This is a genomic window from Acidovorax sp. FJL06 (genome assembly GCF_003852545.1).
Lineage (GTDB): Bacteria > Pseudomonadota > Gammaproteobacteria > Burkholderiales > Burkholderiaceae_C > Acidovorax.
Genome location: NZ_QAJR01000003.1, coordinates 2,832 through 24,655, shown reverse-complemented (window position 1 = coordinate 24,655; position 21,824 = coordinate 2,832). Strand labels below are relative to the sequence as shown.

The window sequence follows — 21,824 nt, the reverse complement described above, 5'->3', positions numbered from 1 at the left end:
CCACAACGGGTGCTTGCCTAGAGTTGCCACATCAACCGACCACCAACCGAAGGAGATGTGCAATGCCAAGAATGAAGGCCATCGAGGCCGCCGTGAAGGTGATGGAGAAAGAGGGCGTGAGCGTTGCGTTCGGCGTGCCCGGCGCGGCCATCAACCCGCTGTATGCGGCGCTCAAGGCGCACGGCGGCATCGGCCACATCCTGGCGCGCCATGTGGAGGGTGCCAGCCACATGGCCGAGGGCTACACGCGCGCCGTCGCCGGCAACATCGGTGTGTGCATCGGCACCAGCGGCCCCGCCGGCACCGACATGATCACCGGGCTGTATTCGGCCAGCGCGGACTCCATCCCCATCCTGTGCATCACCGGCCAGGCGCCGCGCGCGCGCCTGCACAAGGAAGACTTCCAGGCGGTGGACATTGCCAGCATCGCCAAGAGCGTGACCAAGTGGGCCACCACGGTGCTGGAGCCCGCGCAGGTGCCGCAGGCGTTTCAGCAGGCGTTCCACCTCATGCGTTCCGGCCGGCCCGGGCCGGTGCTCATCGACCTGCCCATCGACGTGCAACTGGCTGAGATCGAGTTCGACCCCGACACGTATGAACCCCTGGTGCCCTACAAGCCCGCCGCCACGCGCGCGCAGATCGAGAAGGCGCTGGCCATGCTGAACGACGCAGAGCGCCCGCTGCTGGTCGCGGGCGGCGGCATCATCAACGCCGATGCGTCCGGCCTGCTGGTGCAGTTTGCCGAGCTGCTGGGCGTGCCGGTGATCCCCACGCTCATGGGTTGGGGCAGCATCCCCGACGATCATCCGCTCATGGCCGGCATGTGTGGCCTGCAGACCAGCCAGCGCTATGGCAACGCCACGATGTTGGCCAGCGACTTCGTGCTGGGCATCGGCAACCGCTGGGCCAACCGGCACACGGGTTCGGTGGACGTGTACACCAAGGGCCGGAAGTTCGTGCACGTGGACATCGAGCCCACGCAGATCGGCCGCGTGTTTGCGCCGGACTTCGGCATCGTCTCTGACGCGGGCGCAGCGCTCCGGCTCTTCGTCGACGTGGCGCGCGAATGGAAGGCCGCCGGGCGCCTGAAGGACCGCAGCGGCTGGGCCGCCGAATGCCAGGGCCGCAAGAACAGCGTGGACTACCTGCGCAAGACCCACTTCGACAGCGTGCCCATGAAGCCGCAGCGCGTGTACCAGTGCATGAACCGCGCGCTGGGCAAGGACGTGTGCTATGTCTCCACCATCGGCCTGTCGCAGATCGCGGGCGCGCAGTTCCTGCACGTGTACCAGCCGCGCCACTGGATCAACTGCGGCCAGGCCGGCCCGCTGGGCTGGACGGTGCCCGCCGCCCTGGGCGTGCGCGTGGCCGACCCGGCGCGCAAGATCGTGGCGCTGTCGGGCGACTACGACTTCCAGTTCATGATCGAAGAGTTGGCCGTGGGCGCGCAGTTCAAGCTGCCCTACCTCCACGTGCTCGTCAACAACAGCTACCTGGGCCTGATCCGCCAGGCGCAGCGCAGCTTCAGCATCGACTACTGCGTGCAGCTCGCGTTCGACAACGTGAACATGGCCGAGGGCGAGGTGGCGCGCGGCTACGGCGTGGACCACGTGAAGGTGGTCGAGGGCCTGGGCTGCAAGGCCCTCCGCGTGCACCGCCCCGAGGAGTTCGCGCCCGCCATCGCCCAGGCCGAGGCCTGGATGGCCGAGCACCGCACGCCGGTGGTCATCGAGGTGATCCTGGAGCGCGTGACCAACATCGCCATGGGCACCGAGATCGACAACATCGTCGAGTTCGAGGAACTGGCCACGCAGGCGGCCGATGTGCCGAGTGCGCTGGCGGTGCTGGATTGAGGCGGCACCGGCCTGGGCCGGGCTGAAGCCCTTTTCCTGCCTACACCCGTTCAGCCTGAGCCTGTCGAAGGCCATCCCCGTACCCCGGCTTCGACAGGCTCAGCCCGAACGGTGGGTGGGAGCCTGCCCCGCCTTGCCTGGCCCGCACCGTCCCCACTTTTTTATTCATTGCCACCGGAGACTTCCCCATGCCCCGTTTTGCTGCCAACCTCAGCATGCTGTTCACCGAGGTGCCTTTCATCGACCGTTTCGAGCGCGCTGCCCACGCTGGATTCGAAGCCGTAGAGTTCCTCTTTCCCTATGCCCACACGCCCGAGGAGCTGCGTGCGCAGATCGACGCGCACAAGCTGCAGATCGTGCTGCACAACCTGCCTGCGGGCGACTGGGACGCGGGCGAGCGTGGCATTGCCGTCGACCCCGCGCGGGTGGCGGAATTCCGCGCCGGCGTGGCCCGCGCCATCACCTATGCCAAGGCGCTGGGTGTGCCGCAGCTCAACTGCCTGGCCGGCAAGGCGCCCGCGGGCGTGGACGCCGCCAGCCTGCGCGCCACCTTCGTCGACAACCTGCGCTTCGCGGCCACGGAGCTGAAGGCGGCCGGGCTGCGCCTGCTGATCGAGCCCATCAACCCGTTCGACATCCCAGGCTTTTACCTGACCCGCACGGACCAGGCGGTGGCCATCCTGGACGAGGTGGATGCCAGCAATGCCTTTGTGCAGTACGACATCTACCACGCGCAGCGCACCGAAGGCGAGCTGGCCACCACGCTGCAAAAGCACCTGGCGCGCATCGGCCATGTGCAGGTGGCCGACAACCCCGGCCGCAACGAGCCGGGCACGGGCGAGATCAACTACCGCTACCTGTTCGCGCACCTGGACCGCATCGGATACGAGGGCTGGGTGGGCTGCGAGTACAAGCCTGCACGCACCACCGAGGTTGGCCTGGGGTGGCGGACGGCGCTCACGGCATGACCCAGAACCATCGCTTGGACGAACCACCACAACACAAGGAGAACACGAACATGACCGACACCCCCCTCAAACTCGGTTTCATCGGCCTGGGCATCATGGGCGCGCCCATGTGCGGGCACCTCATCGCCGCGGGCCACCAGCTCTACGTGCACACGCGCGGCCGCGTGGCGCCGCAGATCGCAGAGAGCAGCGCCACGCAGTGCACCACCGCGCGTGGCGTGGCCGAGCGGGCCGATATCGTCTTTCTGATGCTGCCCGACACGCCCGATGTGGAGAAGGTGCTGTTCGGCGCCGATGGCGTGGCCCAGGGCCTCAAGGGCAGTACGGGCAAGGTGGTGGTGGACATGAGTTCCATCTCGCCCGTGGCCACCAAGGACTTCGCGGCGCGCATCGAGGCCGTGGGCGCGCAGTACCTGGACGCGCCCGTCTCGGGCGGCGAGCTGGGCGCGAAGAACGCCACCCTGTCCATCATGGTTGGCGGCCCCGAGGTGGTGTTCGATCGCATCAAGCCGCTGTTCGAGCGCCTGGGCAAGAACATCACCCTGGTGGGCGGCAACGGCGACGGCCAGACCGCCAAGGTGGCCAACCAGATCATCGTCGCCCTGAACATCGAGGCCGTGGCCGAAGCGCTGCTCTTCGCCGCCCGCGCGGGCGCCGATCCGGCCCGCGTGCGCCAGGCGCTGCTGGGCGGGTTCGCCTCGTCCAAGATCCTGGAGGTGCACGCCGAACGCATGATCCGGCGCACCTTCGACCCCGGCTTTCGCATCGGGCTGCACCAGAAGGACTTGAACCTTGCGCTGTCGAGCGCGCGGGCGCTGGGCGTGCCGCTGCCCAATACGGCCATGGCGCAGGAGCTGTTCAATGCCTGCGTGGCGCATGGCGGTCAGGGGTGGGACCACTCGGCGATGGTGCGGGCGCTGGAGAAGATGGCGAATTTCGAGATCGGGCAGGCATCGCCCGCCTGACGCAGGCCACCATGAAAAATCCCGCTGGCCTTTCGGCGAGCGGGATTCTCGGTTTGAAGGGCCGCTACCGCTTGTCTATCAAGCGCAAGCAGCTATCAATAGAATAGCAATCAATACCCCAGCGTCTTCCCATCTGGGTTGCGCGGGTCCGAGTAGCCGTACAGCGCGCCGCCCCGGATCTGGATGGTCTGCGTGCGGCCCATCGACGGCTTGACCGCGATGTTGTGGCCACGCTGCTTGAGCAGGGCGATGGTGTCGGGCGAGAGGCCCTTTTCCACGCGCAGCTCGTCGGGCGTCCACTGGTGGTGCACGCGGGGTGCGGCAGCGGCTTCGGCGGGGTTCATGCCGAAGTCGATGGTGTTGACCACCGTTTGCAGCACCGTGGTGATGATGCGCGCGCCGCCGGGGCTGCCGGTCACCAGCGTGGGCTTGCCGTCCTTGAGCACCAGGGTGGGCGTCATGGACGACAGGGGGCGCTTCTTGGCTGCAACTGCGTTGGCGTCACCGCCGACCAGGCCGTAGGCGTTGGCCACGCCGGGCTTGGCCGAGAAGTCGTCCATCTCGTTGTTGAGCAAGATGCCCGTGCCCTTGGCGACGATGCCGCTGCCGAAGTTGGTGTTCAGCGTGTACGTCACGGCCACGGCGTTGCCGGCCTTGTCCACCACCGAGTAGTGGGTGGTCTGGTCGCTTTCATACGGCTGGGGCTGGCCGGGCTTGATCTCCTTGGCCGGGCGCGCGCGGTTGGCGTCGATGCCCTTGGCCAGCGATTCGGCGTAGCGCTTGGAGGTCAGGCCCTTCTGCGGCACCTTCACGAAGTCCGGGTCGCCCAGGTATTCGGAGCGGTCGGCATAGGCCAGCTTGCTGCTTTCGGCCATGTAGTGGATGGTCTGAGCGCTGTTCGGGCCCCACTGGGCCAGGGGCAGGGGCTCCAGCATGTTCAGGATCTGCACCAGGTGCGGGCCGCCCGAGGAGGGTGGCGGCATGGTCACGATCTCATAGCCGCGGTAGGTGCCGCGCGTGGGCACACGCTCGGCCACCTTGTATTCGCGCAGGTCCTGCAGGCTGATAGCGCCCGCGTGGGGAGCCATCTCGGCGGCGATCTTCTGGGCGATCTCGCCTTCGTAGAAGGCCTTGGCGCCCTGCTGGCCGATCAGGCGCATGGACTGGGCCAGGTCCTTTTGTACCAGCGGGTCGCCCACCTTCAGGGGTTCGCCGTTTTTCCAGAAGATGGCCTGGGTGGCGGGCCATTGGCCCATGTTCTTCTTTTCCTGCTGCAGGATCTTGGCCAGCGTCTCGCTGACCGGGAAGCCCTTGTCGGCCAGTTCGATGGCGGGCGCGATCACGCGCGACAGGGGCAGGGTGCCCCAGCTCTTGAGCGCATGCTCCATGCCGGCCACGGTGCCGGGCACGCCCACAGCGTAGTGGGTGTAGAGCGACTTGCCGTTCACCACATTGCCCTTGGCATCGAGGTACATGTCGCGCGTGGCCTTGATGGGCGCCACTTCGCGGAAGTCCAGCGCCACGCTCTTGCCGGTCTTGGCGTCGTGCACCACCATGAAGCCGCCGCCGCCCAGGTTGCCCGCGTTGGGCAGGGCCACGGCCAGCGCAAAGCCGATGCCCACGGCCGCGTCCACCGCGTTGCCGCCGGCCTTGAGGATGTCCAGGCCCACTTGCGAGGCCAGTTCCTGCTCGGTGGCGACCATGCCATTGCGCGCCACCACCGGGTGGAACACGTCCATGTCGAAGTCGTAGGCGGCGCTGGCGGCCTGGGCGGCTGCCGTTTGCTGCACGGCGGGCGCGGGGGCCGCTGCCGTGGTCGGCGTGTTGCCGCAGGCCGTGAGGCTGGCCAGGGCCAGCGCCAGGCTGGAGGCCAACAGCGTGTGTCGGATGTTCATCGGGGGTGCTCCTTGGTTTTTGCTCTGTAGGAATTCGGAAGGCGGGCCCATGGGGCCCGCAGCAAGTGTAGGGGGGGCCTGCGCTGCGTGTGGGCCGCAGGTTATGCCGATTGAGTATGCGTCCAATACCAGTGCGTCATCCCTGCAGCCAGTGCAGAAGAAGGGTGCACGACACAGTGCTCCATGGCGCCTGCCACGCAGTTTCCGCCGGTGCCACCTCAGCGGCTGAGGGATGCGCGCACCTCGGTCAGCGAGCGCCGTTGGTGCCCCTGGGCATCCTGGTTGTCGTCCGACAGCCAGGCCTCGAAGGCCTGCCGCAGCAGCGGCCATTCGGTGTCGATGACCGAGAACCAGGCGGTGTCGCGGTTGCGGCCCTTGTAGACCACGGCCTGGCGGAAGATGCCCTCGAACTGGAAACCCAGGCGCGCGGCGGTGCGCCGCGAGGGGGCGTTGAGGCTGTCGCACTTCCACTCGTAGCGGCGGTAGCCCAGCGTGTCGAACACATAGGCCATGAGCAGGAACTGCGCCTCGGTGGAAGCGGGGGTCTGCTGCAGCAGGGGCGAGAACATCACGTTGCCCACCTCGATCACGCCGTGGGTGGGGTCGATGCGCATCAGCGCCAGGGTGCCCACGGCCTTGCCTGTGGCCCGGTCCACCACCGCGAAGTGGCGCGGGTCGGTGCTCTGCGCGGCGCCCTGCGCGTAGCGCAGGTAGTCCTGCGGCGTGTCGAACGGGCTGGTGAACATGTAGGTCCAGGCGCGCGGGTCCGGCGCGAGCCGGTAGGCCGCGTCCAGGTCGGCCGCATGGCGCTCGGCCTGCAGGGGTTCGAGCTGGCAGTGGCGGCCCGCCAGGGTCACGCCGGTGGGTTGGGGGCGGGGTGCCCAGCCGGGCACGGGGGCGCCGATGGGCTGGGCCAGTTCGTTCACGGAAGAAGCCATGGTGTGCGGGGCCCCGGGGGCCCAAAAAAAGAAGTGGTGGAAGCCCGTGACTCTAGGGTTCTGGTGGATCTGGCAAAAGATCCACAATTGCACCATCTGATGGTGCCACCGAAGGGGTGGCGCCCAGCCCCTTCTTGTGGACCCCCATGACCCCGCGCACCCCCGCCACCGACCCCGTCCGCCATGTGCTGCTGGACGCACCGCTGGTGCGCGATCGGCAGGGCGACTCGCTGCAGCGCCAGCTGCTCGCCCGCATCCGCGACGCCATCCTGGATGGGCGTTTCCCCTCGGGCTGCCGCCTGCCCGGGTCGCGGGACCTGGCGGCGGACCTGGGCGTGTCGCGCAACAGCGTGACGGCGGTCTACGAGCAGCTGGGGGCCGAGGGCTACATCGAGCTGAGCCGCCGGGGCACCCGGGTGGCGGCACTGGACCGCAGCCGTGCCCGGGGCCATGCGGACCCCGCACGCGCTGTGCCGCCGCGCCTGTCCGAACGCAGCGCGCAGGTGGTCAGCCGCTTCGCCGACGCGGCCGAGACCCTGGCCTTTAAGCCGGGCGTGCCGGCGCTGGCGCGGTTTCCGCTGGCCGCGTGGAAGAGCTGTTTCGACCGCGCCTTCAAGGCGGCCGGCGTGTCGGCCCTGGGTTATGGCAACCCGGCGGGCGAGGCGGCCCTGCGGGGCGCCATCATGCGGCACTTGGCGGTGGCGCGCGGCGTGCGCTGCGAGGCGCAGCAGGTGGTCATCACCGAAGGCGCGCAGGAGGCGCTGAACCTGTGCGTGCGGCTGGTGGCCAACCCGGGTGACACGGCCTGGGTGGAGGAGCCGGGCTATCGGGGGGCGCAGACGGCGTTCCAGTGCGGGGACCTGAAGGTCGAAGCCCTGCGGGTGGATGGCGCGGGCCTGGTGGTGCCTGCCGATGCCTGGATGGCAACGCCGCCCCGGCTCATCTACACCACGCCGTCCCACCAGTACCCTACGGGCGGGGTGTTGCCTGTGGCCCGCCGGCTGGCGCTGATCCGCCAGGCGCAGGCCTGTGGCGCCTGGATCATCGAGGACGACTACGACAGCGAGTTCCGCCACGCGGGCGAGTTGATCGGCGCCATGCAGGGCCTGGTGCCACAGGCGCCGGTGATGTATGTGGGCACGTTCAGCAAGACGCTGTTCCCATCCCTGCGCCTGGGTTTTGTGGTGCTGCCACAGGCCCTGGCGGCGGTGGCGGCGCCGCTGCTCAAGGAAACCCTGCGCGGCGGGCACCGCCACGAGCAGCTGGCGCTGGCGGAGTTCATCGAGAGCGGGCAGTTCAGTCGGCACCTGGGGCGCATGCGGCGCCTGTACCGCAGCCGGCAGGCGCTGCTGCGCGAGGCGCTGGCCCGGCACCTGGCCGTGCCCCACGGGGTGCTGGGGGGTGACAGCGGCATGCACCTCACGGTGCGCCTGCCGCCCGAATACCCCGACCAGGCCATTGCCGAGGCGGCCCGCGCCTACGACATGGCCCCCGCGCCGCTGTCACGCTTTGCCCTGCGCGCACAGCCCGAAGACAACGGCCTGGTGCTGGGCTACGGCAATACGTCCGAATCGCAGTACCCGGCCCTGGTGCAGCGGCTTGCGCGGCTGGCCCAGGCGCAGCGGGTGGGGCGCAGCGCCTGAGTGCGAGACCGCGTCAGGCCAGCAGATCGTTCAACGAGCGCGCAATGACCTTGGTGGCGCGGCGCAGGTCTTCGAGCTGCAGGCGCTCGTCGGCGCGCTTGGCGTGCGATTCGAGCACGGTGCGCGGGCCTGCGCCGTAGATCACGCCGGGGATGCCGCGCTCCACATACAGGCGCACGTCGGTGTACAGCGGCGTGCCCACGGCGGGCACGGGTTCGCCGATCACGGCCTGCGCGTGCTTCTGGATCGCGTCGACCAGGGGCTGGTTGCCGGCCAGTGGGGTCATGGCGTTGGCCAGCAGCAGGCGCTTGATCTCCACGCGGATGCCGTCGCGCTCGCCCGCCGCCTGCTCGATGATGCGGCGGATGGCGGCTTCCACCTCCACCGGGTTCTCTTCGGGGATCATGCGGCGGTCGAGCTTGAACATCACCTTGCCGGGCACCACGTTGGTGTTGGTGCCGCCCTCGATGCGGCCGACGTTCAGGTAGGGGTGCTTGATGCCCGCCACGTTGGATGTGATCTTCTTGTACTCGTCGTTCTGCGCATACAGCGCGTTCAGGATGTGCACCGCGCCCTGCAGCGCGTCCACGCCGGTGCGGGGCACGGCGGCGTGGGCCATCTTGCCGTGCACGGTCACCTCCATCTGCAGGCAGCCGTTGTGGGCGGTGACCACTTCGTAGCTGAAGCCGGCAGCGATCATCAGGTCGGGCTTCGTCAACCCCTTCTCCAGCAGCCAGCCGGGGCCGAGTTCGCCGCCGAATTCCTCGTCGTAGGTGAAGTGCAGCTCCACCGCGCCCCGGGCGGGCTTGGCGACGGCTTCCAGCGCGCGCACCGCGAAGGTGAAGCTCGCGAAGTCGCTCTTGCTCACGGCGGTGGCGCGGCCGTACATGGCGCCGTCCACGAGCTCGGCGCCATAGGGGTCGTGCGTCCAGCCTTCGCCGGGGGGCACCACGTCGCCATGGGCGTTCAGCGCAATGGTCTTGCCGCCGCTGCCGTAGGGTCTGCGCACGATCAGGTTGGTGATGGACTCCATGCCGTAGGCCAACACGTCGGCGGCGGGCACAGCGTGTTTTTCGGCGGTGTAGCCAAACTCGGTCAGCAGCTCGGCCGTGCGTTCGGCGTGGGGCGCGTTGTTGCCGGGCGGCGTGTCGGTGGGCACACGCACCAGGGCCTGCAGGAAGCGCACTTCCTCGTCAAAGTGCTGGTCGATCCAGGCGTCCAGCGCGGCGTAGTTGTTGTGGGTGGTCATGGTTGTTGTTCCTCTGCAAGTTGGCGCAGCACCTGGGTGAAGGCGTCCACGGCCAGCTGCATGTCGTTGTTGGTGGTGGATTCGAGCGGGTTGTGGCTGATGCCCGAGTTCAGCCCGCGCACGAAGAGCATGGCCTGGGGCATGACTTCGTGCAGCTTCATCGCATCGTGGCCGGCCCCGCTGGGCATGCGGAACACGGGCACACCCAGGGCGTCCACGGCGCGCTCCCAGTGGTGCTGCCAGGCGGGCGCGCTGGGCGCAGCGGCGGCGCGCATGGATTCCTCCAGCGTGTAGCGCAGGCCGCGCCGGGCGGCGATTTTCGCGAGTTGCTCCTTCACGTCGTTCACCAGCGCATCGCGCTGGGCGTCGGTGGGCGCGCGCAGGTCCAGGCTGAATTGGCAGCGGCCGGGCACCACGTTGATGGAGCCTGCTGGCACCTGCAGCTGGCCGATGGTGCCCACCGAGTCGCCGTCCTGCGCGGCGCGCTGCTCCACGTACAGCGCCAGTTCTGCCACGGCCACGGCCGCGTCGCGGCGGCGGTCCATGGGGGTGGTGCCGGCGTGGCTGGCGGTGCCGATCATCTCGCACAGAAAGCGCACGCTGCCGTTGATGGAGGTGACCACGCCCAGGGGCAGGTCCAGCTCGTTGAGCACGGGGCCCTGCTCGATGTGCACTTCGATGAAGCCCAGGTACTGGGCGGGGTCGCGCTGGAGCTTGGGGATGTCGTCGATGCACAGGCCCGCGTGCTGCATGGCCGCGCGCATGGTCACGCCGTCCACGTCCTTCTGGTCGAGCCAGGCGGGGTTGAAGTCGCCGATGAGCGCGCCCGAGCCGAGGAAGGTCGCCTTGTAGCGCTGGCCTTCTTCTTCGGCAAAGCCCACCACTTCGATGCCGAAGGGCAGGCGGCGGCCGGCGCGGTGCAGCTCGCGCACGCAGGCCATGGGCACGAAGATGCCCAGGCGGCCGTCGTACTTGCCGCCGTTGCGCACGGTGTCGTAGTGGCTGCCGGTGATGAGGTAGCGCGCACCCTCGGTGGCCGGGTGGTAGCGTCCCACCACGTTGCCCACGGCGTCCACTTCCACTTCGTCGAAGCCGCAGTCGCGCATCCAGTGGCTGATGCGCTGGGCGCAGGCGCGGTGCGCGTCGGTCAGATACGTGACGGTGAGCTGGCCTTTTTCGGCGAAGCCGGGGTCGGAGTGTTCGGCGAGCTTTTCATGCCAGTCCCACACGTCGTTGCCCAGCAAGGGCTCGGCGGCGAACTTGTCGTTCAGGCGGATCTCGGCGATGCGGTGGATGTTGCGCAGGGCTTCGGCCAGCTCGAACTCGGGGTGGTTGTCGAGGCGCCGCGCAAAGGTGTCGATGATCTCCTGCTTGGCCAGGCCCGTGCCGCGCGGGCCGCGCACCGCCAGGATGAAGGGGAAGCCGAAGCGCTCGTTGTAGGCGGCGTTGAGCGCCTGGATGCGCGCGAACTCCTCGGGCGTGCACTGCGTCAGGCCCGCCTTGCTCTGTTCGTTGGTGGATTCGGCCGTGAGATTCTTCGCCACCATGGCCTTGCCCGCGAGTTCGGGGTGGGCGCGGATCAGCGCGAGCTGCGCGTCCTGCCCCGCCGTGCGCACCACCTGGGCCAGCGCATGCTGCAGGTGGGCCTGCGAGCGGAAGGGGCGCTGCGCCAGCGCCTGCTCGGCGATCCAGGGCGAGTGTTCGTACAGGCCGTCCAGCAGCTGCAGGGCCTCGGCAGGGCTGGCCGCGTTGAGTTGTTCCAGGGTCAATGCCATGTGGTCAACCTGCTTTCTGTGAAGGGTAGGGGTGCGCCTGCTTCCAGTGGCGCGCGATGTCGATGCGGCGGCACACCCACACGTTGCTGTGCTGCTGGATGTGGTCCAGGAAACGCTGCAGTGCCGTGATGCGGCCGGGGCGGCCCAGCAGGCGGCAGTGCATGCCGATGCTCATCATCTTGGGCGCGTTGTCGCCCGCCGGGTCGCCTTCGGCGTACAGCGCGTCGAAGCTGTCCTTCATGTACTGGAAGAACGGGTCGGCGTGCGAGTAGCCCTGGGGCAGCGCAAAACGCATGTCGTTGCAGTCGAGCGTGTAGGGCACGATGAGCTGGGGCACGGTGGTGCCGTTGCTCTTTTTCACGTCCATCCAGAACGGCAGGTCGTCGCCGTAGTAGTCGCTGTCGTATTCGAAGCCGCCGAAGTCGGCCACCAGGCGGCGGGTGTTGGGGCTGTCGCGGCCGGTGTACCAACCCAGCGCGCGGTGGCCCGTCATGCGCTCGATGATCTCCATGGCCTCGGCCATGTGGGCGCGCTCGACCTCTTCGGGCACGTGCTGGTAGTGGATCCACTTGAGGCCGTGGCAGGCGATCTCGTGGCCCAGCTGCACGAAGGCCTGCGTCAGATCTGGGTGGCGCTGCAGCGCGCTCGACACGCCAAACACGGTGAGCGGCAGCTTGCGCTTTTCAAACTCGCGCAGGATGCGCCACACCCCGGCCCGCGAGCCGTATTCGTAGATGCCTTCCATGCTCATGTGCCGCTCGGGGTAGCTCGCGGGGTTGAACATTTCCGACAGGAACTGCTCGCTGCCCGCATCGCCGTGCAGTACGGCGTTCTCGCCGCCTTCTTCGTAGTTGAGCACGAACTGCACCGCAATGCGGGCGCCGCCCGGCCACTGCGCGTGGGGCGGGGTCTTGCCGTAGCCGATGAGGTCGCGGGGGTAATGCTGGGTGGAGTCGTAGATCATGGGCGTCGGTGATTCATCTAGGGGTCACGGCATGAGTGCTGCGGCCAGGTCGCTGGCCGGGCGTTTGCGGTCGAAGGTGAGGCTGGCCTCCACATGTTCCAGGTGGGCCTGCATGAGCGAGACGGCCAGGGCCTCGTCGCGCGCGGCGAGGGCGGCCACGATGTCGCCATGCTCCTCATGCGAATGCTCGGCGGCGCTGGCCGACTGGTACATCAGCGTGATGAGGGCGCAGCGCGAGATCAGGTCGCCCAGCAGCTGCGCCAGCACTTCGTTGCCCATGAGTTCGGCCATGCGCACGTGGAAGTCGCCCAGCAGCTCGGTGCGGCTGCTGGCATCGGCCGTGCCCATGGCGGCCTTCTCGCTGGCCACATGGGCGCGCAGGGCTTTGATCTTGGCGGGGGTCACGGTCTGCACGAAGGCGCGTGTCATCTCGGTCTCGAGCATGCGGCGCACGGCGAACACCTGGCGGGCTTCTTCGACGGAAGGCGTGGAGACAAAAGCGCCGCGCGCGGGCTCCAGCGTGACCAGCCGGTTCTGCGCGAGCTGGAACAGCGCCTGGCGCACCAGCGTGCGCGACACGCCGAAGTGGTCGGCCAGCTTCTGCTCGGCCAATTTGGTGCCTGGCTGCAGGCGGTGCTCCACGATGGCGCGGGTCAGCGCCTCGACAATCGCACTGGTGGATGAAGATTCCATGGTGGCATGATACGTTGGAATGGCGAAAAGTGTATACACTTTTGGTCTACACGCTGCGATCTGGCAATCCTCGCCGATCGGCGGTAAACCCCTTTCAGGAGATTCCCTATGGGACTGAGCACCCACGTTCTCGACACCATGAACGGTTGCCCTGCCGCCGGCATGGAGGTGACGCTGTACTCCACCGAGGGCGACAACGCCACGCTGATCAAGCGCCTGGTGTTGAACCACGACGGCCGCACCGATGCGCCGCTGTTCGACAACGCGAGCCTGCGCACCGGCACCTACCGGCTGCGTTTTGATGTGGCGGGCTACTTCAAGGCCCGGGGCGTGCAACTGCCCGAACCCAACTTTCTGAACCAGGTGAATCTGGACTTCGGCATTGCACATGCCGACCAGCACTACCACGTGCCGCTGCTGGTGAGCCCGTGGAGCTATTCGACCTACCGAGGTTCGTAGGAGGTGTGAACGCCCCTGGCGGACGCGCCGAGCGGCGAAGCCGCTCAGCGGGATGCGCCTAGAGCTGCCCTTCGGTCAGGGTGTCGAGCTGGAAATGCCCGCCCTTGTCCCACAGCCAGGTGTCGGTGTAGGTGACCTTGCCCATGCGCGTGGGCGCAGGGAAGGGCGCTGCGGCGCGCACGGTGCGCTCAATCTCGGCCACCACCTCGGGGGCGTGGCGTGGGGCGCGGGCCCAGTGCAGGCGGGTGATCTTGCCGCTGCGGTCGATGTCGATCTGCAGCACGCCGATGGCGTACAACTGGGCCGGCAACTTGCCCTTGAAGATGCGTTCGCTGTTCAGAGCATAGAGGTGGGTGGCGGCGTCCTGCCGGTAGGCGTGGGGCGTGGCGGCGGCCGAGGGGCGCGCCGATCCGGCCGTGGCGGGCACCGGGCCCTTGATGCCCCCCGATTCCGAACTGGTGGACGGGACGCTGTCGGGCGCTGGGGTGGGCTCGGGCGGGGACTTGCAGGCCGACACCAGGGCGGCACCTAGGGCCATGATGCCTGCCAGCAGCCAGTGGCTGCGCTGGCCGGGGGAGCGGGTGGTCGGCGTATCGGGCATGGTGTGGGGTGTTGCGGAGGCCGCCAGTGCGGTGCCGGCGGCAATGTGCTTTTGCGACGAAGGAATGGCGGTGACAAATTTGCGTTTGCTGTTGGACGGTTTGACCGCCGGGCCAGCGTGCCTGGTAACCGTAGAGTCTACCCAAGGGTCCGTGCCCCGGGAACCCGGGGCCTGGATGGCCGTGTTTGCCGACCGCCTGGTGGGCACCATTGGCGGCGGGCACCTGGAGCTGCAGGCCATTGCCGAAGCGCGCCAGCGCCTGGCGGGCAAGGCTGCTCACAACCCCGCACCCGTGCGGTATGCGCTGGGCCCCGCGCTGGGCCAGTGCTGCGGCGGCGTGGTGCACCTGGGGTTTGCGCTGCTCACGGTGGCCGATGCCCCGGGGCTGGCCACCCGCCTGGCGCCCCGCCAGCACCCCGTGGCGCTGTTTGGCGGCGGCCATGTGGGCCACGCGCTGGCCCGTGTGCTGGCGCCCCTGCCGTTTGCGCTGACCTGGATCGACAGCCGCGACGGCATCTTTCCCGAGCCGCCGCCCGAGGGGGCGGTCTGCGAGCATTCCGATCCGGTGCAAGGGGCTGTGCCGGGCCTGGCGCCGGGCAGCCGCGTGCTCATCATGAGCTTCAGCCACGCTGAGGACCTGGACGTGGTGGCCGCCTGCCTGCAGCGCCAGCGGCAGCAGCGGGACCTGCCCTTCATCGGCCTCATCGGCAGCCAGACCAAGTGGGCCACGTTTGGCAGCCGCCTGCGCAGCCGGGGCTTCAGCCAGGATGAGCTGGCGCAGGTGACCTGCCCCATCGGCATCCCCGGCATCGAAGGCAAGGAGCCCGAGGTGATCGCCGTGGCCGTGGCGGCGCAGCTGCTGCTCAGCCTGAAGGCGGCCTGAAAACCTATGGCTGGAACGATTCATGCACCTGCCGTCACAACAGCTTGAATGCGGGTAACTCCCGCCCCGCAGGCACCAGCCTGGGGCTGGAAGCGGGAACAATTTCTGCATACACTTTGATTCACCGGTCGCAGCGGTGCCCAGCAGAGTCTTTTCTGCCCAGGTGCGCGACCCCTTCTTCTGCTCAGAGCGCCCGCAGTGGTGAGCAGGTTGTACAAGCGGCACGCGCGGCACATCCGCCCGCACGCCGCCAAGGTTGAGAACTATGGAAAGCTACCTTCTCGACTGGGCCAACCTGCTCTTGCGCTGGGTCCACGTCATCACCGCCATCGCCTGGATTGGCTCGTCGTTCTACTTCGTCTTCCTCGACAGCAGCCTCACGCCGCCCGAGGACGACGACCTCAAGAAACAGGGCGTGAGCGGCGAGCTCTGGGCCGTGCATGGCGGCGGCTTTTACCACCCCGTCAAGTTCGCCGTGTCGCCGCCCAAGCTGCCGGGGCACCTGCATTGGTTCTTCTGGGAAAGCTACAGCACCTGGATCAGCGGCTTTGCGCTGTTCACGGTGTCGTACCTCTACAGCGCCAGCACCTACCTCATCGACAAGTCCCGCATGGACTGGGCACCCTCCACGGCCATCGGGGTGGCGCTGGCGTTCTTTGTCGTGTTCTGGCTGCTGTACGACGCGATCTGCCGCCTCTTTGGCCAGAAGAAGAACGGCGACGCCATTGTGGGTGCGCTGGTGTTCGTGCTGGTGTGCGTGGCCTCGTGGCTGGCCTGCCACTGGTTTGCAGGCCGCGCGGCCTTCTTGCTGGTGGGCGCGATGATCGCCACCTCCATGAGCGCCAACGTGTTCTTCTGGATCATCCCCGGCCAGCGCACCGTCATCAGCCAGATCAAGGCGGGCGAGCCCGTGGACCCGATCCACGGCAAGCGCGGCAAGCAGCGCAGCGTGCACAACACCTATTTCACGCTGCCGGTGCTGTTTGCCATGCTCAGCAACCACTACAGCTTTACCTGGAGCCACCCGCAGAACTGGCTGGTGCTGATCCTGATGATGTTCGCGGGCGCGGCCATCCGCCAATTCTTCGTCATGCGCCACGGCTACAAGCTGGGCCGCAATGCCAATCCGCTGCCCTATGCGCTGGTGGGGGTGGCCGCGATCGTGGGGGTGATCGTCTGGATGCGCCCCGTGCCGGTGGCGGCCTCTGCCGCACCGGTGGCCGCTGTGGGTGTTGCTGCCAATGCTCCTGTTTCAGGAGCTTCTGGGGTAAGTGCAGAGGGCGCTAGCGGCCCGAATGACTACCCGGCGGTGCAGGCGGTGCTGGCCCAGCGCTGCTACCTGTGCCACGGTGAGCAGGTGCAGATGAAGAACCTGCGCCTGGATTCGCCAGGCCTGGTCAAGCAGCATGCCCAGGCCATCTACCAGCAGGCCGTGGTGCAAAAGCTCATGCCCATGAACAACGCCACGGGCATCACCGACGCAGAGCGTGCGCTCATCGGTCGGTGGTTTGAGGCGGGGGCGCCTACGGGGCCTTGAGGCCGTGTCGTGTGGAGTGCTGAGTGCGGCGTCACTTTGCGCGCAAGCGCAGCCTAGCCCTTGACGACGGTGGCGTCGATCTCCACCACCTGCCCCGGGTATCCCAGGCGGGCGACGCCCAGGAGCGTTGCCGGAGGCACTTGCCTGCCAAAGTATTCGGTCACGGCACCCCAGGCCGCTGAGAGGTCGGCCTCTTCGCCGACGACGTAGACAACCAAGCGGCGAATGTCTGGCGCGGCAAACCCGTGAACAGCCAGAACCTTGCTCAGATTCGCCAAGCACTGCGATGCCTGGGCGCACGGATCTCCGGGCGCCACGATCGAGCCATCGGCGGCCTGCGGCACTTGGCCCGCGAGGAAAAGCTGACTTCCCACGTGCTGCGCATATTGATAGTGCGGTGTTCTTGGCAGGCCTGCGGCGATTTCGGCTTCGTTCATGGACGGTGGAGGGGGAGGTGTGGCGCGAATTCTTTTCGTGACGCCTTATGTCAAAGCTGCGCGGTACGCAGCAAGCGCCGCACACCAGCATCCTGCGGCTATGTGTCCGCGCCGAGCGAAATGCTAAAAGTCGTCGTCCTCCCAAACCTCTGGATCATCTGCCCATTCGAGCAGAGTTTTCGCCCTTGACGCAAGCAACGGCGCCAGTTCTTCATCTGAGTCGCCGGCCCCGATGCTAAAAGTTGGGTGCTTTTCACCACGCAACATGTACTCGCTGGCTTCTTGCCACAACGTCGCTATAGCGCGCATTGCTTCCCTTGGGTTATTGATGCCCTTTGCCGAGATGTAGTCATTTGGTAAATCACCTGATATTGCCCACCAGCCAACGCTACCGGGATTTCTAAGACTTTCTATGGCCCAAATGGAGACATAGGGTGTGACCGACCAAGCCGGAAACTCACCGACTTGACCATGCGCGACGCCCTGGCGGCTCAAGTACTCTTCAACTTCCTTGCGCCGGTCTACAAACCATTGCGTTTCAACATCTGGATCATCGTAATCAAGCATTGGTGACCTTTAAGGTGATGCATTCCACAAACCTTGCGAAACAAGCTAGGCAGTGTGGGTCTTCTGGACACGGACTTCTTATGGAAGTGGCTTGCAGCCTGGGATTGCGGAAGGTACCCAGAAAAAATCTGCGAAATACGCCACGCCTCAGTCGATCAAACTATAGCCTGCACCGCTGACAGGCTGCGTGGCCGGGAACTCAATCCGGGCGCGCACAGAATCCCTGAGCGCATGGGCGTCGTTCAGAGGAGTGCTAGAGGTTGAGGCGAATTGGCTTGCAGCGTGAATCGCCCAGTCCCTATGCCCGACGGAAACTACGCTGCCAACACATCCTGCAGCGCCCGAGTGGCAGCCACCGCCCCCAAGCTGGATTCGGTGAAGCCGCCATGCAGCACCACCCCGGTGGCGGCCTGCTTGGCCTCATGTTTGGCCACGGCGGCCAGGTTGGCCACCTCTTCGGCGTGCCGGAAGTGCCCGGGCGTGATGCGCACCGCGCCAATGGCCAGCGTGGTGCACGGAAAAAACCGCTGCACGCCATGCCGGTCTTCCGCATGGATGCCGCCTGCGGCCCGGGCGCCGTCGTCAAACAGCGTCTGTGCCTCGCGCGCGAACTCGTCCACGATGTTCTTGCAGCGCTGCAGCCAGTTGCTGCTTTGAAAGATCAGCATGAAATCGTCCCCGCCCACATGGCCCACGAAGTCGCGGCGTGCGTCGCAGTGGGCCGTGGCCAGGCGCGCCACCAGGCGGATCATCTGGTCGCCGCGCCAGTAGCCGTAGTGGTCGTTGAAGGGCTTGAAGTTGTTCAGGTCGGCGTAGCAGGCCACAAACTCGGTGCCGCTCTCCAGCAGCCGCTGCATGTGCAGGCTGATGGGGATGTTGCCGGGCAGAAAGGTGAGCGGGTTGGCGTGGCGCGCGGCCTCGATGCGGGTCTCGGTCACGGCGCGCACCAGTTGGTCGCCCGTGCCCAGGCCCAGGTAGCGGCCGTTGTCGGTCACGATGTAGCCGTCGCTCAGGTAGCGCTGGTCCTGCGAGGTGAGGATGCCCACGAGCTGGTCCACGTCGCAGTCGAGCTCCACCACCCGCGGCGCCTGGTTGGCGAACGCCAGGCAGGACTTGCGGCCGTGCACCTCGCGGAAGTACAGCGTGGCGTAGTGATTCATGAACTGCTGGCGGTTGATGAGCGCCACGGGGCGGGTGCCGTCCACCACGGCCAGCGCGTGCAGGTCGGTGTGCTGGTGAAAGATCACGCCCACCGCGTCGTTGCTGGTGGCGGGCGAGGCGGTGGGCGCCTGCACCACCAGCAGGCTGCGCAGGATGCCCGGGCGCGCGGTCTGCCCCAGGTGCGGCAGCACGGCCACGCGGCGGTCCTGCATCACCTCCAGCGCCGGGCCGTCCACGGCGTCGCGCGGGGTCCGGGCCGGGCGGCCCAGCAGCCAGCCCTGGCCGTAGGGAATGTCCAGGTCGCGCAGCGCGCGCAGGTCGTCGCGCGTTTCGATGCCCTCGGCGATGAGCTTGGTGCCGAACACGTCGGCGATGCCCTTGATGGCCTGCAGCATCTGCAGGTTCTCGGGGTGGTCGCTGATGTCGTGGATGAAGTATTTGTCGATCTTCACGAAGTCGGGCTTGACCTCGGACCACAGCCGCAGGCTGGAGCGGCCATCGCCAAAATCGTCCAGCGCCACGCGCGCGCCGCAGGCGTGCACAGCCTTGATGGCCTGGCGCAGCACGGGCATGTCGCTCACGCGCTCGTGTTCGGTGATCTCCAGCACCAACATGCGGGCGCTCAGGCCAAAGCTGCGCACCGTCTCGCCCAGCATCTCGGCGCCCACCAGCGCCACGCCGTGCACCAGCGCATCGGCGCTGATGTTGACGAACAGGCGGCCCGGGGCTTCGTGCTGGCCCCATTGGGCGAGTGCGGTGAAAACGCACAGCAGCTCGAAGTCCTGCAGGATGCCCTCGCGCCGGGCCATCTCCAGCAGCACGTCGGGGGTGTGGAGCGGCGTGTCCTCGGGCCCGCGGATCAGGGCCTCGTGGGCGTAGATGCAGCCTTCACGCAGGTCGGCCAGGGGCTGAAAAACGCAATGGAGCCGGCCCTCGCGCATGAGCCGGGCCAGGGGGCCGGTGCCGTGACGTGCGGCGGGCGACAGCAGCGCCATCATGGCCTCCAGCCGGCTCCATTGGGTGTTCTGCATCGCGTTGTGGTCCCTGGGCAAGGACGCAACGATACCCAGCCACCGTGACATTTTTGTTACAGATTGCTGATGTATTTGCTATCATTTGTATAGCATTGTGCGCTTGCCGGTAGACCGCCGGGGGGCGTTTTATTTCAAGCGGCCCCCGGGGGCCTGCCAGGTGGCGTCAGAACCGGTGGCGGATGCCCACACCCACGCTGTTGCCCTTGGACTGGTGGGTGATGCGGTCGTTCATGGCCATCACGTACACGTCGGTGCGCTTGGACAGGAAGTAGTCATAGCCCACCGTGAAGGTCTTGCGCGAGATGTCGGTGGTGCTCATCGTGGTCTGCGCCCACGATGCCAGCACTTTGCCGGTGGCGCCTGCGGGCACCGACACGCCCAGCTGCGTGGTTTTGGCCTTGTTGGTGGTGTTGTCGGCCTTGGCCTGGCCGTAGCTGGCAAAGGCCTTCACCACCGCGAAGTCGTAGGCGCCGCCCAGCATCCAGTCGGTCTTGGTGGTGCCCAGGTAGGCGCTGGGCACGGCGGGGTTGCTCATCTGGTCGCGTTCGTAAAAGCCGGTGAGGGTGATGGGGCCGTTGAAGTACAGCGCGTTGATGCCCAGGTTCTTCTTGCCGCTGTCGCCGGCGATTTCGCCAAACTGGTAGTGCAGGTTGGCCGAAAGCCCGCCGAAGTTGGGCGTGCTGTAGATGATCTCGTTGGACCAGCCCGTGTCGGACGGCGTGGTGGAGCCCCAGCCAGTGCCGTTGAACAGCGGCACGTTCATGTGCAGGATCACGGGCGCGAAGGTGAACGAGTCCCCCAGCGGGTTCGACAGGATGGAGGGCAGGAAGTTGGGCGCCAGGCCCCGGCCCACGGTGACCGCGCCGAAGCTGCCCGACAGGCCCACGTTGGCATCGCGCGAGAAGAAGGTGTCGTTGGTGAAGCGGCCCTGGATGCCGCTGTCCACCTTGATGAAGGAGGTGAGCGCGAAGTTGGCCTTGAGCCCGCCGCCCAGGTCCTCCGTGCCCTTGAAGCCGAACCAGGAGGTGGTCATGCCGCCGCTGCCCACGGCCGCGCTGCGGCCCGCGTCACCTGCATTTTTCATGGAGCCGACGTACACGTCGGTCAGCCCCATCAGCTGGACCGAGCTTTGGGCCTGGGCCCCGGTGGCGCACAGCAGGGTGCCGCCCAGTGAGAGGGACAGAGCGATCAGGTTTTTTTTCATGGGATTTCCTGGGAGTGAAGTGCCGGACGCCCGGCGTTGGCGAGGGGGGCTTGCGGCCCGGGTGCACGGTGGTGCAGGGGCGGGCCAGCCCGGGTTCATCGCAATTTCCGTGCCCTTGTGCAACAACTGCCTGCGCCTGCAGGGCGGGGGGCTGGAGCCGTAGCAGGTCCGCGCGCAGCATTCTTGTGTTTTTGCGCAAACCCTTGCAGGACGCGGCTCGCGACGTGGTTTGGCTTTGATCTTGCTCAATGCCCCGGGCGCGGCGGCGCGGCAAAGTGGCTTCCATGCTGCCCTCTACTCTTTTCTCTCTGCCCGCTGAAACCGAGGTGATCGCCCCCGGCGAAGTGCTGCGCAGGCGCAACGAGGTCCTCACCTCCGTGCTGCACCTGGAAAGCGGCCGCGTGTTGCGCGGCGTGCTGGATGACGGCTTCCTGCGCCACCAGTTGGGGGCGGTGGAGGGGCCGTTCTGGCTCGACGCCGCATCGGCCTTGATGGGCCTGCCCTTCCCGGTGGACATGGTGGCCGACACGCGCCTGCAGGTGCGGCGTCTGCCGATCGAGGCGTTCCGCTGCAGCCTGGCCGCCATGCCGCCAGGTGCACGCGGCCTGCTGCTGGACATGGCCCAGGGCTACCGGCAGCAGTCCGAACTGGCGGTGAGCCGCCTGGCGCAGGACGCGGAATCGCGCTGCGCGCAGTGGCTGCTCAAACATGCCGAATCGGACCAGACGGGCGCCATGCAGGTCACGCTGCACCAGCGCAAGCGCCTGATTGCCGCGCAACTGGGCATCGCCCCCGAGACCTTCTCGCGTGTGCTGCGCCATTTGCGGGAGCTGGGGCTCATCCATGGCACCGGCAATGTGCTGAATCTGCCCCAACCCCGGGCATTGCAGTCAATGGCGGGGTGTTAGAACCTGTTCAAGATCTTTTCGGGGTCGCACAAGTCCCTTGCCGGGATGGGATGCTAGGCGCGGTGCGCAGTGGATAGCCCGGCTATCCAC

18 protein-coding genes and 1 pseudogene are annotated in these 21,824 nt (G+C 67.3%); 8 read left to right on the top strand and 11 right to left on the bottom strand.

Annotated features, from left to right (window positions below; translation table 11 throughout):
• Positions 1-62 precede the first annotated feature (62 nt).
• The 3 genes from gcl (at position 63) to glxR (ending at position 3,786) form a co-directional block, all read left to right on the top strand.
• Positions 63-1,853 carry a glyoxylate carboligase gene (gcl, locus tag DBV10_RS01665; RefSeq protein ID WP_124510001.1) on the top strand — a complete coding sequence of 597 codons (1,791 nt, stop codon included), beginning with the start codon at positions 63-65 and terminating at the stop codon, positions 1,851-1,853.
• A gap of 188 nt (positions 1,854-2,041) precedes the next feature.
• A complete protein-coding gene (gene hyi, locus DBV10_RS01660; RefSeq protein ID WP_124509999.1) occupies positions 2,042-2,821 on the top strand; it encodes a hydroxypyruvate isomerase in 780 nt (259 codons plus the stop codon).
• A 50-nt stretch (positions 2,822-2,871) separates the two neighbouring features.
• Positions 2,872-3,786, top strand: coding sequence for a 2-hydroxy-3-oxopropionate reductase (gene glxR / locus DBV10_RS01655; RefSeq protein ID WP_124509997.1), 915 nt, complete (start codon positions 2,872-2,874; stop codon positions 3,784-3,786).
• A 110-nt stretch (positions 3,787-3,896) separates the two neighbouring features.
• Here glxR and ggt read toward each other — a convergent pair whose 3' ends face one another.
• Positions 3,897-5,681 carry a gamma-glutamyltransferase gene (gene ggt, locus DBV10_RS01650; RefSeq protein WP_124509994.1) on the bottom strand — a complete coding sequence of 595 codons (1,785 nt, stop codon included), beginning with the start codon at positions 5,679-5,681 and terminating at the stop codon, positions 3,897-3,899.
• Positions 5,682-5,911: 230 nt separating this feature from the next.
• A pseudogene (locus tag DBV10_RS01645) lies at positions 5,912-6,619 on the bottom strand (GNAT family N-acetyltransferase); the annotation flags it as partial.
• A 146-nt stretch (positions 6,620-6,765) separates the two neighbouring features.
• Here DBV10_RS01645 and DBV10_RS01640 point away from each other — a divergent pair.
• Positions 6,766-8,262 carry a PLP-dependent aminotransferase family protein gene (locus DBV10_RS01640; RefSeq protein ID WP_124509990.1) on the top strand — a complete coding sequence of 499 codons (1,497 nt, stop codon included), beginning with the start codon at positions 6,766-6,768 and terminating at the stop codon, positions 8,260-8,262.
• 13 nt (positions 8,263-8,275) lie between these two features.
• Here the strand turns inward: DBV10_RS01640 and DBV10_RS01635 are convergent, their stop codons facing one another.
• From DBV10_RS01635 to DBV10_RS01620, 4 genes are read right to left on the bottom strand one after another with little or no spacing between them, the layout of a single operon-like run.
• The gene (locus DBV10_RS01635; RefSeq protein ID WP_124509988.1) at positions 8,276-9,511 is read right to left on the bottom strand and encodes an ArgE/DapE family deacylase; all 1,236 of its coding nucleotides are present in this window, start codon (positions 9,509-9,511) and stop codon (positions 8,276-8,278) included.
• Positions 9,508-11,286, bottom strand: coding sequence for a 2-oxo-4-hydroxy-4-carboxy-5-ureidoimidazoline decarboxylase (gene uraD, locus DBV10_RS01630; protein ID WP_124509986.1), 1,779 nt, complete (start codon positions 11,284-11,286; stop codon positions 9,508-9,510). Before uraD ends, DBV10_RS01635 begins: the two co-directional genes overlap by 4 nt.
• Before the next feature lie 4 nt (positions 11,287-11,290).
• On the bottom strand, positions 11,291-12,250 hold the full coding sequence (gene puuE / locus DBV10_RS01625; RefSeq protein ID WP_124509984.1) for an allantoinase PuuE: 960 nt from the start codon (positions 12,248-12,250) through the stop codon (positions 11,291-11,293).
• A gap of 24 nt (positions 12,251-12,274) precedes the next feature.
• Positions 12,275-12,943, bottom strand: coding sequence for a GntR family transcriptional regulator (locus DBV10_RS01620; RefSeq protein WP_124509982.1), 669 nt, complete (start codon positions 12,941-12,943; stop codon positions 12,275-12,277).
• 108 nt (positions 12,944-13,051) lie between these two features.
• Between DBV10_RS01620 and uraH the strand changes: the two genes are divergently transcribed.
• Entirely contained in the window at positions 13,052-13,402 is a 351-nt protein-coding gene (gene uraH, locus DBV10_RS01615; protein WP_124509980.1) for a hydroxyisourate hydrolase, read from the top strand.
• Positions 13,403-13,460: 58 nt separating this feature from the next.
• Here the strand turns inward: uraH and DBV10_RS01610 are convergent, their stop codons facing one another.
• Positions 13,461-13,940, bottom strand: a complete 480-nt coding sequence (locus DBV10_RS01610; protein ID WP_124510465.1) for a hypothetical protein — start codon at positions 13,938-13,940, stop codon at positions 13,461-13,463.
• A 127-nt stretch (positions 13,941-14,067) separates the two neighbouring features.
• On the opposite strand from DBV10_RS01610, the gene xdhC reads away from it, so the two are divergent.
• Both xdhC and DBV10_RS01600 read left to right on the top strand, forming a co-directional pair.
• A complete protein-coding gene (gene xdhC, locus DBV10_RS01605; RefSeq protein ID WP_199740019.1) occupies positions 14,068-14,886 on the top strand; it encodes a xanthine dehydrogenase accessory protein XdhC in 819 nt (272 codons plus the stop codon).
• A gap of 265 nt (positions 14,887-15,151) precedes the next feature.
• A complete protein-coding gene (locus DBV10_RS01600) occupies positions 15,152-16,423 on the top strand; it encodes a urate hydroxylase PuuD (RefSeq protein ID WP_124509976.1) in 1,272 nt (423 codons plus the stop codon).
• A gap of 53 nt (positions 16,424-16,476) precedes the next feature.
• Here DBV10_RS01600 and DBV10_RS01595 read toward each other — a convergent pair whose 3' ends face one another.
• From DBV10_RS01595 to DBV10_RS01580, 4 genes are all read right to left on the bottom strand, one after another.
• A complete protein-coding gene (locus DBV10_RS01595) occupies positions 16,477-16,860 on the bottom strand; it encodes a RidA family protein (RefSeq protein ID WP_124509974.1) in 384 nt (127 codons plus the stop codon).
• A gap of 123 nt (positions 16,861-16,983) precedes the next feature.
• Positions 16,984-17,427: a DUF4826 family protein gene (locus DBV10_RS01590; protein WP_124509972.1), complete on the bottom strand. Its 444-nt coding sequence runs from the start codon at positions 17,425-17,427 to the stop codon at positions 16,984-16,986.
• Positions 17,428-17,741: 314 nt separating this feature from the next.
• Positions 17,742-19,619 carry a phosphodiesterase gene (locus DBV10_RS01585; protein WP_233589771.1) on the bottom strand — a complete coding sequence of 626 codons (1,878 nt, stop codon included), beginning with the start codon at positions 19,617-19,619 and terminating at the stop codon, positions 17,742-17,744.
• A 166-nt stretch (positions 19,620-19,785) separates the two neighbouring features.
• Positions 19,786-20,826: a porin gene (locus DBV10_RS01580; protein WP_124509970.1), complete on the bottom strand. Its 1,041-nt coding sequence runs from the start codon at positions 20,824-20,826 to the stop codon at positions 19,786-19,788.
• A gap of 284 nt (positions 20,827-21,110) precedes the next feature.
• Between DBV10_RS01580 and DBV10_RS01575 the strand changes: the two genes are divergently transcribed.
• Complete coding sequence (locus DBV10_RS01575) at positions 21,111-21,734, top strand: Crp/Fnr family transcriptional regulator (protein WP_124509968.1); 624 nt, start codon at positions 21,111-21,113, stop codon at positions 21,732-21,734.
• Positions 21,735-21,824 lie beyond the last annotated feature (90 nt).

Coding starts and splice junctions, on each gene's coding strand:
- gcl (WP_124510001.1), top strand. CDS start 63: ATGCCAAGAATGAAGGCCATCGAGGCCGCCGTGAAGGTGATGGAGAAA.
- hyi (WP_124509999.1), top strand. CDS start 2,042: ATGCCCCGTTTTGCTGCCAACCTCAGCATGCTGTTCACCGAGGTGCCT.
- glxR (WP_124509997.1), top strand. CDS start 2,872: ATGACCGACACCCCCCTCAAACTCGGTTTCATCGGCCTGGGCATCATG.
- ggt (WP_124509994.1), bottom strand. CDS start 5,681: ATGAACATCCGACACACGCTGTTGGCCTCCAGCCTGGCGCTGGCCCTG.
- DBV10_RS01640 (WP_124509990.1), top strand. CDS start 6,766: ATGACCCCGCGCACCCCCGCCACCGACCCCGTCCGCCATGTGCTGCTG.
- DBV10_RS01635 (WP_124509988.1), bottom strand. CDS start 9,511: ATGACCACCCACAACAACTACGCCGCGCTGGACGCCTGGATCGACCAG.
- uraD (WP_124509986.1), bottom strand. CDS start 11,286: ATGGCATTGACCCTGGAACAACTCAACGCGGCCAGCCCTGCCGAGGCC.
- puuE (WP_124509984.1), bottom strand. CDS start 12,250: ATGATCTACGACTCCACCCAGCATTACCCCCGCGACCTCATCGGCTAC.
- DBV10_RS01620 (WP_124509982.1), bottom strand. CDS start 12,943: ATGGAATCTTCATCCACCAGTGCGATTGTCGAGGCGCTGACCCGCGCC.
- uraH (WP_124509980.1), top strand. CDS start 13,052: ATGGGACTGAGCACCCACGTTCTCGACACCATGAACGGTTGCCCTGCC.
- DBV10_RS01610 (WP_124510465.1), bottom strand. CDS start 13,940: ATGGCCCTAGGTGCCGCCCTGGTGTCGGCCTGCAAGTCCCCGCCCGAG.
- xdhC (WP_199740019.1), top strand. CDS start 14,068: ATGGCGGTGACAAATTTGCGTTTGCTGTTGGACGGTTTGACCGCCGGG.
- DBV10_RS01600 (WP_124509976.1), top strand. CDS start 15,152: ATGGAAAGCTACCTTCTCGACTGGGCCAACCTGCTCTTGCGCTGGGTC.
- DBV10_RS01595 (WP_124509974.1), bottom strand. CDS start 16,860: ATGAACGAAGCCGAAATCGCCGCAGGCCTGCCAAGAACACCGCACTAT.
- DBV10_RS01590 (WP_124509972.1), bottom strand. CDS start 17,427: ATGCTTGATTACGATGATCCAGATGTTGAAACGCAATGGTTTGTAGAC.
- DBV10_RS01585 (WP_233589771.1), bottom strand. CDS start 19,619: ATGCAGAACACCCAATGGAGCCGGCTGGAGGCCATGATGGCGCTGCTG.
- DBV10_RS01580 (WP_124509970.1), bottom strand. CDS start 20,826: ATGAAAAAAAACCTGATCGCTCTGTCCCTCTCACTGGGCGGCACCCTG.
- DBV10_RS01575 (WP_124509968.1), top strand. CDS start 21,111: ATGCTGCCCTCTACTCTTTTCTCTCTGCCCGCTGAAACCGAGGTGATC.